Origin of the sequence: Trinickia sp. (genome assembly GCF_036503415.1) — a bacterium.
In the GTDB taxonomy this organism is placed as follows: domain Bacteria; phylum Pseudomonadota; class Gammaproteobacteria; order Burkholderiales; family Burkholderiaceae; genus Trinickia.
Map to the genome: position 1 here is coordinate 1 of NZ_DASXWY010000221.1, position 11,605 is coordinate 11,605.

The 11,605-nt window shown below is 63.6% G+C and carries 11 protein-coding genes; 6 read left to right on the forward strand and 5 right to left on the reverse strand.

Annotation, left to right across the window (positions count from 1 at the left end):
- Nucleotides 1-236, forward strand: a 236-nt coding sequence (locus tag VGL01_RS25160; RefSeq protein WP_331574249.1) for an SRPBCC family protein, incomplete at its 5' end; no start/stop codon positions are given.
- Between the two features lie 122 nt (nucleotides 237-358).
- A complete protein-coding gene (locus VGL01_RS25165) occupies nucleotides 359-1,228 on the forward strand; it encodes a sulfurtransferase (protein ID WP_331574251.1) in 870 nt (289 codons plus the stop codon).
- A gap of 79 nt (nucleotides 1,229-1,307) precedes the next feature.
- Here VGL01_RS25165 and VGL01_RS25170 read toward each other — a convergent pair whose 3' ends face one another.
- Nucleotides 1,308-2,657 carry an NAD(P)/FAD-dependent oxidoreductase gene (locus tag VGL01_RS25170; RefSeq protein ID WP_331574253.1) on the reverse strand — a complete coding sequence of 450 codons (1,350 nt, stop codon included), beginning with the start codon at nucleotides 2,655-2,657 and terminating at the stop codon, nucleotides 1,308-1,310.
- A gap of 117 nt (nucleotides 2,658-2,774) precedes the next feature.
- Nucleotides 2,775-5,546 carry a DNA polymerase I gene (gene polA / locus VGL01_RS25175; protein WP_331574255.1) on the reverse strand — a complete coding sequence of 924 codons (2,772 nt, stop codon included), beginning with the start codon at nucleotides 5,544-5,546 and terminating at the stop codon, nucleotides 2,775-2,777.
- Nucleotide 5,547: 1 nt separating this feature from the next.
- Between polA and VGL01_RS25180 the strand changes: the two genes are divergently transcribed.
- Nucleotides 5,548-6,297: a TIGR00730 family Rossman fold protein gene (locus VGL01_RS25180; protein WP_331574257.1), complete on the forward strand. Its 750-nt coding sequence runs from the start codon at nucleotides 5,548-5,550 to the stop codon at nucleotides 6,295-6,297.
- A gap of 57 nt (nucleotides 6,298-6,354) precedes the next feature.
- On the opposite strand, the gene VGL01_RS25185 is transcribed toward VGL01_RS25180, so the two are convergent.
- A complete protein-coding gene (locus VGL01_RS25185) occupies nucleotides 6,355-7,887 on the reverse strand; it encodes an AMP nucleosidase (protein WP_414720352.1) in 1,533 nt (510 codons plus the stop codon).
- A gap of 165 nt (nucleotides 7,888-8,052) precedes the next feature.
- Between VGL01_RS25185 and VGL01_RS25190 the strand changes: the two genes are divergently transcribed.
- The 3 genes from VGL01_RS25190 (at nucleotide 8,053) to VGL01_RS25200 (ending at nucleotide 10,391) form a co-directional block, all read left to right on the forward strand.
- Nucleotides 8,053-8,454 (forward strand): hypothetical protein, encoded by a 402-nt coding sequence (locus VGL01_RS25190; protein WP_331574260.1) that lies wholly within the window; start codon nucleotides 8,053-8,055, stop codon nucleotides 8,452-8,454.
- A gap of 156 nt (nucleotides 8,455-8,610) precedes the next feature.
- On the forward strand, nucleotides 8,611-9,606 hold the full coding sequence (locus VGL01_RS25195; protein WP_331574262.1) for a homoserine kinase: 996 nt from the start codon (nucleotides 8,611-8,613) through the stop codon (nucleotides 9,604-9,606).
- Nucleotides 9,597-10,391, forward strand: coding sequence for a BPSS1780 family membrane protein (locus VGL01_RS25200; protein ID WP_331574264.1), 795 nt, complete (start codon nucleotides 9,597-9,599; stop codon nucleotides 10,389-10,391). Before VGL01_RS25195 ends, VGL01_RS25200 begins: the two co-directional genes overlap by 10 nt.
- A gap of 1 nt (nucleotide 10,392) precedes the next feature.
- Here the strand turns inward: VGL01_RS25200 and VGL01_RS25205 are convergent, their stop codons facing one another.
- A complete protein-coding gene (locus VGL01_RS25205; protein WP_331574266.1) occupies nucleotides 10,393-10,569 on the reverse strand; it encodes a DUF3563 family protein in 177 nt (58 codons plus the stop codon).
- A 162-nt stretch (nucleotides 10,570-10,731) separates the two neighbouring features.
- The coding region (locus VGL01_RS25210; protein WP_331574268.1) for a PHB depolymerase family esterase at nucleotides 10,732-11,605 on the reverse strand (874 nt) is incomplete at its 5' end.

The window sequence follows — 11,605 nt, forward strand, 5'->3', positions numbered from 1 at the left end:
TGGAGTTCTTCTACCCCGAGGAGATCGCCGCCTTCGAACGCGAGTTCGTCGAGGCGAACCAGGCCGCCTACATGGAGACCTGCGTCGAGGACGACGAGATCGCCCTGCGCATGGATGCCGGCCGCAAGGCCCTGATGGAGCGCGGCGACGACGACGCCGGCCCCTACCAGAGCCCGATGGAAGACGGCATGCAGCACTTCCACGAGTTCCTGCGGCGCGAGCTCGGCGACATCTGACACGCTGCAGCGCGGCAAGAAAGGCGGGCAAGGAGGCTTTCCCTCCTTGCCCGCCTTTTTGTCTAGACTGAAAGCAAAACAACCGGTGTCTCAACGAAGTTCGTCGTCCAACGAGGATCATCATGCCGCACACCCATTACACGACGCTGATTCTGGCCGTCAACCTTGCCGAACGGCTGGCAAGCGCCCCCGAAAGCGTGCTCGTTTTTGACTGCAGCTTCGATCTGGCAAACCCCGACGCCGGCCAAAAGGCCTATGCGGGCGGCCACATCCCCGGCGCGCACTATCTGCATCTGGAGCGCGACCTGTCCGGGGCGAAGACGGGCAAGAACGGCAGACATCCACTGCCTGATCGCGCGGCACTGGTCGACACGCTGGCTTCGCACGGGCTCATGCAGGGTCAGCAAGTCGTCGCCTACGATGCGCAAGGCGGAATGTTCGCTGCCCGCCTGTGGTGGTTGTTGCGCTGGCTCGGTCACGACTCGGTGGCCCTCCTCGACGGCGGCCTGCAGGCATGGCAGGGCGCCGGCTACGCCCTCGAGACAGAGCCGGCCGGGCGCAAGCAAGGCAACTTCAAGGCGGGCGCGCCGCTCGCCGTCACCGTCGATGCCCACGCGCTCGAGCAAAACCTCACGACACATGAGCGACTCGTCGTCGACGCACGATCGCCCGACCGTTATCGCGGTGAAAACGAGACGATCGATCCCGTCGCGGGACACATCCCAGGCGCGGTCAATCGCTTCTTCAAGGACAACCTGGGCTCCGATGGCCGTTTCAAACCCGCTCATACGCTGCGCGACGAATTCAAGGCGGTCGTCGGCTCGACGCAGCCCGAGCATGTCGTACTGCAATGCGGCTCGGGGGCCACGGCGTGTCATAACGCGCTTGCGATGGAGATAGCGGGCCTGCATGGCGCCGCGCTCTATCCAGGCTCGTGGAGCGAGTGGTGTGCCGACCCGTCGCGCCCGATTGCGACCGGGCCAAATCCTTGATCCAGGGTCGCCACGACCTCGCCCGCTTCGTAAATCGGCTGCACCGCAATCGCAAGCTGCGCGCAGCCGATCGCCCGCATCAATGCAGCTTCACACGCGGCAGCGTCGTGCGCCGCAGCCAATGCGCGAACGTATCGAGCATCATGCGCGGATAGCCGTGCAGCGCCGCGATATGAAGCCGGTAAAGCGACATATACATGAAGCGCGCGAAGAGCCCCTCGACCAGCATGCTGCCGCCGATCAGTCCGCCCATCAGATTGCCGACCGCACTGAAATGGCCGAGCGAGACGAGCGAACCGAAATCGCGGTAGGTGAATTCCGGCAACGGCCGGCCCTCGAGCCGGCAGCGCAGCGCTCGCAACAGAAAACTCGCCTGCTGATGCGCGGCCTGCGCCCGTGGGGGTACGTTGCGCTCGTTACCGGGCCATGGGCACGCGGCACAATCGCCCATCGCGAAGATGTTGTCGTCGACTTCCGTTTGGAGCGTGCGCCGCACCGAGAGTTGACCGAGCCGCGTGACGGGTAGCCCCTCCAGGTTCGAGAGCACAGCGGGCGCCTTGATCCCGGCGGCCCAGACTGTCAGATCGGCGCGCACGGTGTTGCCGCTCGCCGTACGCACGAGGCCCGGCGCCACTTCGGCCACGGTCTCGCCGATCATCAGTTTCACACCGAGCTGAGTCAACAACTGCGCCGTCGCGCTCGAGACGCGCTCTTGCAGCGCGGGGAGAATGCGCGGCCCCGCCTCGATCAGCACGATGCCGATGTCGTGCCGCGGATCGAGCTTGTGCAGACCGTAGGCCGACAATACTTGCGCCGTGTTGCGCAATTCCGCCGATAACTCGACGCCGGTCGCGCCGCCGCCCACGATCGCCACCTGGATGCGCGGCTCCGTCGTGGCAGACGTGCCCGGACCGCATTCGACCGTTTCGTGCGCGCGATGCTCGGCCCGCATGCACGCCGCGATGAGCCGCTTGCGAAAGCGCTCGGCCTGGCCGACGGTATCGAGCGCGATGGAGTGCTCTTCGGCGCCCTTGACGCCGAAAAAATGCGTGGTACTGCCGATGGCAATGACGAGCGTGTCGTATTCGAGTTCGCGTTGCGGCAACAGCTCCTCGCCGTCGTCGTCGCGAAGCGGCCCGAGGACGATGCGTTTGGCCGCGCGATCGAGCCCGATGAGTTCGCCTTGCTGAAACTCGAAGCCATGCCAGCGCGCCTGCGCCGCGTACTCGAGCTCTTGCGTGAACGGATCCATGCTGCCCGCGGCCACTTCGTGAAGCAGCGGCTTCCAGATATGGGTCGGATTCCGATCGACGAGCGTCACCTGCGCGCGGGCGGCGCCACTACCCTTTCGGCGGACATAGCGGTCGCCAAGCCGCGTTGCCAGCTCGAGCCCGCCCGCACCTCCTCCCACGACAACGAAACGATGCATGCTGATTCTCCGTATTTGCCGTTGCTGATTCTGCTTGCCGGCGCCCGTATGCGAGCGGGGCCACGCGTCGAAAAGGGATTGGCGGGCGGCGCGCCCGCGGAGAGGCCGCTCAGCGCATCAATGCGCTTCCTCCCAATTCGCGCCCGCGCCAACTTCCGCCACGAGCGGCACCTTGAGTTCCGCCACGCCGCACATCAATTGCGGCAGTTTTTCTCGCACGGTCGGTAATTCATCGTCGGGGACTTCGAGCACGAGTTCGTCGTGCACTTGCATGATCATGCGGCTCGCGGCCCGTTCGCGTTCGAGCCATGCCTGAACCGCGATCATCGACATCTTGATCAGATCGGCGGCGGTGCCCTGCATCGGAGCGTTGATCGCCGCACGCTCGGCCGCCTGCCTGCGCGGTCCGTTACCGCCGTTGATTTCGGGCAGCCACAGACGCCGGCCGAACACCGTTTCGACATAGCCTTTTTGCTTGGCGCTCGCCCGCGTGTCGTCCATATAGCGCGCAACGCCTGGGTACCGGGCGAAGTAGCGGTCGATGTAGAGCTTCGCCGCATCGCGCGTAATGCCGAGATTCGAAGCGAGGCCGAATGAGCTCATCCCGTAGATCAGCCCGAAGTTGATGACTTTCGCGATGCGGCGCTGGTCGTTCGTCACCTCGAGCGGCGTGACGCCGAAAACCTCCGCGGCCGTTGCGCGATGGATGTCTTCGCCTTCGGCGAACGCGCGCAGCAGCGATTCGTCGCCCGAGATATGCGCCATGATTCGCAATTCGATCTGCGAGTAGTCGGCCGATACGAGCTTGCTGCCCGGCGGCGCGACGAACGCCTCGCGAATGCGGCGCCCCTCGCCGGTGCGCACGGGGATGTTCTGGAGATTCGGCTCGTTCGAGGCGAGACGTCCGGTGACCGCCACGGCCTGCGCGTAATTCGTATGAACGCGGCCCGTCTTGGCGTTGACCATGCGCGGCAGTTTGTCGGTGTAAGTGGACTTCAGCTTCGATAATGCGCGGTGTTCGAGCAGCAGCTTCGGCAACGGATAGTCTTCAGCGAGCTTTTGCAACACCTCTTCGTCCGTCGACGGCGCCCCGCTGGGCGTCTTCTTGATCACCGGCAATTGCAAGCGTTCGAAAAAAATCTGGCCGATCTGCTTGGGCGAGCCGAGATTGAATTCGCCGCCAGCAAGCGCATAGGCTTCGCCTTCGAGCTCGATGAGCCGCCCTGCGATCTCGCTGCTCTGTCGCCGCAGTCGCTCGCTGTCGATCAGCACACCATTGCGCTCGATCTTGCGCAGCACGCGCGAAGTGGGAATTTCGATGTTGCGATAGATGTGCAGCAGCCCCGGCTCCACTTCGACTTGCGGATAGAGCGCCGTATGCAGCTGGTACGTGATATCCGCGTCTTCCGCGGCATATTCGGCCGCGGCGCCGAGCGGCACTTCATCGAAGCCGATTTGCTGCGCGCCTTTGCCCGCCACGTCCTCGTACTTGATCGTTTTCACGCCGAGGTGGCGCATCGCAAGACTGTCCATATCGTGGGTTCGATGCGATTCGAGCACATACGATTGAAGCAGCGTGTCGTGCTCGACGCCATCCAATGCGATGCCGTAATTGGCGAGCACTTGCTCGTCGTACTTCAGGTGCTGCCCGAGTTTTTTCCGTTCCGGATTCTCGAGCCAGGGCTTGAGCCTCGCGAGTACCTCGTCGCGCGGCAGTTGCTCGGGCGCGTCCGGACCGCGATGCGCCAACGGTATATAAGCGGCGCAGCCGGCGCCGACCGACAGTGAGATCCCCACGATCTGCGCCACCATCGGATCGAGCGACGTCGTCTCCGTGTCGAACGAGGTGAGCGGCGCCGTCTCGATCTTGTCGAGCCACGCTTCGAAGTGCTCCCACGTCTGAACGGTCTCGTAGCACCGCGGCGCATCGATGGTCGGCGCCGCTTCGGTCAACAGCACATCCGCCGCGCCGGGCTCTATGCTTTGCACCTCCTCGGCCCGCTCGATCAAAGCCTCGACTTCGCGCAGCCATGTCTTCAAGCCGTGCCGCATGAACAGCTCGCGCAATTCGAGCGGCGACTCCGGGCGCGCTACGAGCGATGTTTCGATCGACTCGACATGATTTTTCAGATCGCACGCCCGCTCGACCGTCACGAGCTTCTTGCCGAGCGGCAGGAAATCGAGCGCGCGCCGGAGGTTATCGCCCACCGCGCCCTTGATTTCGCCGGCGTGAGCGACGACGCCATCGAGCGTTTCGTACTGCGTCAGCCACTTGACGGCCGTCTTCGGTCCGCATTTCTCGACGCCGGGAACGTTATCCACGGTATCGCCGATCAGCGCGAGGTAATCGACGATCCGCTCGGGCGGGACACCAAACTTGGCAATGACGCCGCCGCGATCGAGCGTTTCGTTCGTCATCGTATTGACGAGCGTCACCCGCTCGCCCACGAGTTGCGCCAGATCCTTGTCGCCGGTGGAAATCAGCACGTTCATGCCGCGCCGTTCGGCCTCGGCCGCCAGCGTCCCGATGACGTCGTCGGCCTCGACGCCGTCCACCATCAGAAGCGGCCAGCCCAGCGCGCGTACGGCGAAGTGAATCGGCTCGATCTGTTTCGCGAGATCGTCGGGCATGGGCGGACGATGAGCCTTGTACTGCGGATACCAATCGTCGCGGAACGTCTTGCCCTTGGCGTCGAACACGCACGCGCTATACTCTGCCGTGACGTCCTTGCGCATGCGCCGCAACATGTTGACTATTCCATAGAGCGCGCCGGTCGGTTCGCCGTCAGGACCCCGCAAGTCAGGCATTGCATGGTAAGCCCGGTAGAGATAGCTCGATCCATCGACCAATACCAGAGTCTTACCTTCCAGGTTCCGTTCTACAGGCATTATGAACAAGAGAAGAAAAGTGATTCCGAGTCTGCGATCGCTCGCAGACCAAGAGCGCGCGACAGCCAAAAAGGCCCGCGCATCGTGGCAGATGTTCACGATTATGGCAGAGTTCATCGAGGCCACCGAGTACCTCTCGGAGATCCGCCCGGCCGTGAGCATCTATGGTTCGGCGCGGCTCAAGCCGAACTCGCCCTACTACAAGCTCGCCACGCAAATCGCGCGCAAGCTCTCGGACGCGGGCTTCGCCGTCATTTCGGGCGGCGGGCCGGGCATCATGGCCGCCGCGAACAAGGGCGCGCATGCCGGCAAGGCGCCATCGGTCGGCCTCAATATCGAGTTGCCGCACGAGCAATCCGGCAATCAGTGGCAGGATATTTCGCTGCGCTTTCGCCACTTCTTTACGCGTAAAGTCACGTTCGTCAAGAACTCGGATGCCGTGATCGTCATGCCCGGCGGCTTCGGCACGCTCGACGAACTCGCCGAAGTGCTCACGCTGATCCAGACCAAGAAGTCGCGCCACGTTCCGATCATTCTGGTGGGTGGCGACTTCTGGAAAGGCTTGCTCGGCTGGTTCGAGAGCGCCCTCGTGCCGATGGGCCTCATCAACCCCGAGGACATGAATCTGATGCAGGTCATCGACGAACCCGACCAGGTGCTCGAGGCCGTGCTCGCGTTCTACGAGGATCGCGAAGAGGCGGAACGCCAGGCGCCCGCCAAGGCCGACGAGGACCGGATGTTTTATTTCTGACGCGGGAGGTACCGCTCGGGCGCTCCGGCTCCGGCTCCAGTTCCAGCTCTGGTAGCGCTATTGGAATGCCACCTCGGCAAAGCTGCGCAGCTTGCGACTATGCAGCCGGTCGAGCCCGTTCATCCGCAACAGCTCCATCGCCTTGACGCCGATCTGCAGGTGCTGATCCACCTGGGCACGATAGAACTGATCGGCCATGCCGGGAAGCTTGAGTTCGCCATGCAACGGTTTATCCGATACGCACAGCAAAGTCCCATAGGGAACGCGGAAACGAAAACCGTTGGCGGCGATCGTCGCGCTCTCCATATCGAGCGCGACAGCCCGGCTTTGCGATAGCCGCTGCACCGGCTCGCGATGATCGCGCAGCTCCCAGTTGCGATTGTCGACACTTGCGACGGTACCCGTGCGCATCACGCGCTTCAGTTCGGCGCCCTCGAGCCGCGTCACGTGCGCGACCGCGCGCTCGAGCGCGACCTGCACTTCGGCCAGTGCGGGAATCGGCACCCATAGCGGCAAGTCGGCATCGAGCACGTGATCCTCGCGCACGTACCCGTGGGCGAGCACGTAGTCGCCAAGGCGCTGCGTGTTGCGCAGCCCCGCGCAGTGGCCCAGCATGATCCAGGCGTGCGGCCGCAAAACCGCGATGTGATCGGTGATCGTCTTCGCATTCGACGGCCCCACCCCGATGTTGATCATCGTGATGCCGCTGCCGTCGGCGCGCTTGAGGTGATAGGCCGGCATCTGCGGCAACCGGACCGGCAGGGTGCCCTCGTCGGGCTGCTCGCCGAGGTTGGCGTTGTAGGTCACGACATCGCCGGGCTCGACGAACGACGTGTACTCGCTGCGATAGGCTCGCAGCTCCTCATCGTCGGTGCGCGCCATCAACGAACGGCCGAGCTTCGTGAACTCGTCGATATAGAACTGATAGTTCGTATAGAGGACGTAGTTCTGAAAATGCGTGGGTGAAGTCGCCGTGTAGTGTCTGAGCCGATGCAGCGAGAAATCGACTCGCGGCGCGGTGAAAAGCGCAAGCGGGTACGGTTCGCCGGGAGCCGGCTCGTAGGTACCGTTGACGATGCGGTCATCGAGCTGCGCGAGATCGGGCGTATCGAACACGTCGCGCATCGCCATGAGCCGGTCCCGCCCGAGGTCGCCTTCGAGATGAATGCCTTCGGCAAAGGCGAAGTGAATCGGAATGGGCTGCTGCGAAACGCCCACCTCGATCGTCACATTGTGATTTCGGGCAAGCAGCCGCAGCTGCTCGCGATAGTAGTTGCCAAAGAGGTCGGGCCGCGTGACGGTGGTCTCGTAGACGCCGGGGCCTGCGACGAACCCATACGAGCGGCGCGAGTCCACGCGCGTGTTGACCTCGGTCTGCAACCGCACGAAGGGATAGCAAGCGCGCACGCGCTCCGCGAACGGCTCGTTGCGCCGGTAGCGTGCGAACGCGTCGCGCAAAAACGCGGTGTTCGCTTCGTACACGGCCGAAAGCCGCGTGACGGCGTCGGCCGCATCGGTGAAAGACTGTGTCGGAAAATCGCTCGGACGCAACGGCCCGGCATGCGGTTTCACGTTCATGTCGTTTTTCATTTTCGTTTGCCTCGCTCGATGCGACGACATTACCACGAACCGCACCGTCTCCGCGGCCCCGGCGGTGAGCCGCCCGTGCCTGGGCGTGCGCAAAAACATACGCGCCAAGCGCCCGGAAAGGAGGGCGCATTTGCTAGAATTGGGGGATTCCCTCGGAGAAAAATCATGAAGCCGTATCTTCCCGTCGCCGTAGCGATCGCCGCGTGGTTTGCCGCGGCGAATCCGGCCGCGGCGGCGCAACCCGCCAACGATGCCCAGACGCGCGCGCAGCGTCATGCCGCCAATGAGGCCGCGGGCTTGCCCGATCTGGAAGCCATCAATCGTCCGGCAGCGCAAGTCTCGTCGAAAGTGGATATCAACGTACCGCGCACCCCGAGCTATTACGAAAAGAGTCCGAGCGGCACCGTCATCACCGAATATCGCGACAAGGGCAAACCGGTCGAAATCGACGTCCGCTCGAATTTGGGCACGCACTATCAGATGAGCGCACCGCCCGACACGTCGCCCAAGGTGCGCGACAATGGCCAACCCAGTACCCGTTTGCCGTCGATCAACCTGCGCTACTGATCGCGCCCGCCGCGCCGGCGAGCCGTGACGCTCGCCGCGGGCTGAAACGGCCCGCGACGCGGCGTCGGTCGCAACCGCTCCGAGGCGTACCGCCGCCGCCCCACCCCGCGCTTTCCCGGGCCGCTCCTTCACACCCAATCCGAAGTCTCTCTCCGCATGGCTGTCTTTACCGTCGTCACCGAAGCCGACCTGTCCGCATGGATGCGGCACTACGATCTGGGCGATGTCGTCGATTTCCGCGGCATCAGTTCGGGTATCGAGAACAGCAACTTTTTTCTGACGACGACGCGCGGCGATTACGTGCTGACTGTCTTCGAAAAGCTCACCGCCGAACAGTTGCCGTTCTATCTGGATCTGATGCGCCATCTCGCGTCCCACAGCGTGCCGGTGCCGGATCCGGTCCCGCGCGATGACGGCATGCTTTTCGGCATGCTTCACGGCAAACCGGCCGCGATCGTCACCAAGCTGGAAGGCGCGGCCGAACTGAGCCCGGGCGTCGAGCACTGCGAGGAGGTCGGCCGGATGCTGGCGCGCATGCACCTGGCCGGCCGCGATTTCGCCCCGCATCAACCCAATCTGCGCAGCCTGGGGTGGTGGACCGAAACGGTTCCCGCCATCTTGCCTTTTATCTCCGGAGCGCAGCGCGATCTGCTCGTGAGCGAGCTCGCCCATCAAACGCGGTTTTTTGGGTCGCACGACTATGCCGCGCTGCCGGGCGGACCGTGCCACTGCGACCTGTTTCGCGACAACGTACTGTTCGCTCCGGCGCAGCCCGGCACCGGCCACCGCGTCCGTCTGGGCGGATTTTTCGACTTCTATTTCGCGGGTTGCGACAAGTGGCTTTTCGATGTCGCCGTAACGGTCAACGACTGGTGCATCGAGTTGGCGACCGGAGAACTGGACCCGGCGCGACTGGAGGCAATGCTGCGCGCGTACCAGACGGTGCGTCCGTTCACACGCGAGGAATGCCTCCATTGGAACGACATGCTGCGCGCTGGTGCCTATCGCTTCTGGGTGTCTCGCCTTTACGACTTCTACTTGCCGCGGGCGGCGGCGATGTTGCAGCCCCATGACCCGGCCCATTTCGAGCGCGTCCTGCTCGCGCGCCTGACGGCCGCGTCCACCCCCCACGCTTCTTCCCTATGCAATTGATCGAAGTTCCCGCGAAGAGCGGCTACGCTTGGTATCGCCAAGGCATCTGGCTCTTTCGCAGAAACCCGCTGGCTTTCCTGACGATTTTCGCGACCTATCTGTTGGCCATGTGGCTGGTCTCGAAGGTCCCGCTCGTCGGCGGCGTCCTGCCGCTCGCCTTCATTCCCGGCGTCGCAGTGGGTTTCATGGCCGCCTGCCGCGATACGGTCGAGGGCAAAGCGGTGTTGCCGATCGTTCTGATCGATGGCTTCCGTTCATACGGAGGGGTGGCTGCAAAACGGCTGTTGAAGCTCGGCGCGCTATATGTCGTGGCGATCGTGCTCGTTTTCGCGGCATCGTCGCTAGTGGATGGCGGGACGCTCTTTACCTTGATGTTGGGCACCGCCGACAAAACGCCGCCGGCTCCAAGCGCCGACATGCCGCTCGGGGGGCTCGTGGCGCTGGCCTGCTATGTGCCGGTGGCCATGTTGTTCTGGTTCGCGCCGGTATTGGCCGCCTGGCACGACGTGCCGCCCGTCAAGGCGATGTTCTTCAGCGTCGTCAGTTGCTGGCGCAATCGCGGCGCATTCATCGTCTACGCGGCGCTTTGGTTCGCCACGATGACGTTGACGTCGATCGCAGTCTCGCTGTTGATGGATGCGCTGGGCGCGGGCGCATTCGTGATCGTCGCGCTCTTTCCCGCCACGATCACGCTGACAACGATGCTTTACTGCTCGTTTTATGCAACCTATAGGGGGTGTTTCGTCCCGAACCCGGAGACGAACCCCGGAGAGCCGACGCCCTAGCTCAACGATGGCTCAACCATGCAGTGGTAGGAATCGCGGCTTCGCGATCAAGCTTGCGCATGCGGTATTCCAGATCGTACAGATCCGTAGCTTCGGAGAGATAGGCATCGTCGCGGGCTTGCTTACGCTCGTCGGCGGTCTTCGTCAGGAAAAGGAACAAGCGGCTGAGCAGAAACATGGTGAACCTCACTGAGTTAGGTGCTGACACCTAGGTATTTACCCGTATTATAGGGAAAACCCCTATCTGAGCGCCAGGACTTTTTTCGGCCCAGTGATCGTGGTGTGGTGTTTACGCATCAATTCGTGAGAAGGCACAGCGGGCAACGCGCGCCCGTGGAGTTCAGCGACCGGCCGCTGCCTCGCGGCGGCGAACCGGCGTGCGGTCGCGCTGGCGCTGCTGGTATCGAAGGAATTCCCAGATCAGCGCGCTCGCATTCGGCCCCTTGCGCGAGTGGAACGGAATTGCCTCATCTCCACCGGCCCAGGCGTGCCCCAGACCGGGAATAAGACATGAGCGAACGACGCGTCGCCCACGCGCCGTGAAATCGCGAATGAGGGCGTCCGCGCTCGATGTTTCGCGCGAAGTCCCGACCTTTGGTGCGCCCTGCGCGTCGACAAGGCCGTTCAGATACAGAAACTGCGCCGTCAACTGCTCGGCATTTCGAGGCGCCACCACGGCATCCCCTTCGCCTTGAACGATGATGGCCGGCATGCCCGGATAAGTGGCCGGATCGATAGCGGCCGCCGCGAGCGCCAGCGGATCGTGCCGCGCGCCCCGACGCATGACGTCCATTGCCGTCATGCCCGAATGGGCCTCCCCCAAGGCCGGGGCCGAATGCAAGGCGACAGCGGCAAAGCGATCCGGCCAGTGCAGTGCCAGCAAGGACGCCAGTCCGCCCCCAGCCGAAAGACCGACCGCGTAGACCCGCTCGACGTCGAAGCCGTACCGATCGATCAGCGCGTCGACGAGCGAAACGACCGCGCGCGCTTCGCCGCGGCCTGCCGTATCGCGATCGTCGTACCAATGCCAACATCGATGCGCGTGCGCGTGAGAAGACTGCTCGGGGTAGACAACGGCAAAGCCCTGCGCATCCGCGAGCAAATTCATGCGCGTGCCGGCCGCGAATTCGTCGATGGTCTGTTGGCAGCCGTGAAGCATGACGACCAGCGGCATATTCAGCGTGGATTTGCCTGGCGGCCGGTACAGACCGTAC

Coding starts and splice junctions, on each gene's coding strand:
- VGL01_RS25200 (WP_331574264.1), top strand. CDS start 9,597: ATGCAATTGATCGAAGTTCCCGCGAAGAGCGGCTACGCTTGGTATCGC.
- VGL01_RS25170 (WP_331574253.1), bottom strand. CDS start 2,657: ATGCATCGTTTCGTTGTCGTGGGAGGAGGTGCGGGCGGGCTCGAGCTG.
- polA (WP_331574255.1), bottom strand. CDS start 5,546: ATGCCTGTAGAACGGAACCTGGAAGGTAAGACTCTGGTATTGGTCGAT.
- VGL01_RS25165 (WP_331574251.1), top strand. CDS start 359: ATGCCGCACACCCATTACACGACGCTGATTCTGGCCGTCAACCTTGCC.
- VGL01_RS25205 (WP_331574266.1), bottom strand. CDS start 10,569: ATGTTTCTGCTCAGCCGCTTGTTCCTTTTCCTGACGAAGACCGCCGAC.
- VGL01_RS25180 (WP_331574257.1), top strand. CDS start 5,548: ATGAACAAGAGAAGAAAAGTGATTCCGAGTCTGCGATCGCTCGCAGAC.
- VGL01_RS25185 (WP_414720352.1), bottom strand. CDS start 7,887: ATGAAAAACGACATGAACGTGAAACCGCATGCCGGGCCGTTGCGTCCG.
- VGL01_RS25195 (WP_331574262.1), top strand. CDS start 8,611: ATGGCTGTCTTTACCGTCGTCACCGAAGCCGACCTGTCCGCATGGATG.
- VGL01_RS25190 (WP_331574260.1), top strand. CDS start 8,053: ATGAAGCCGTATCTTCCCGTCGCCGTAGCGATCGCCGCGTGGTTTGCC.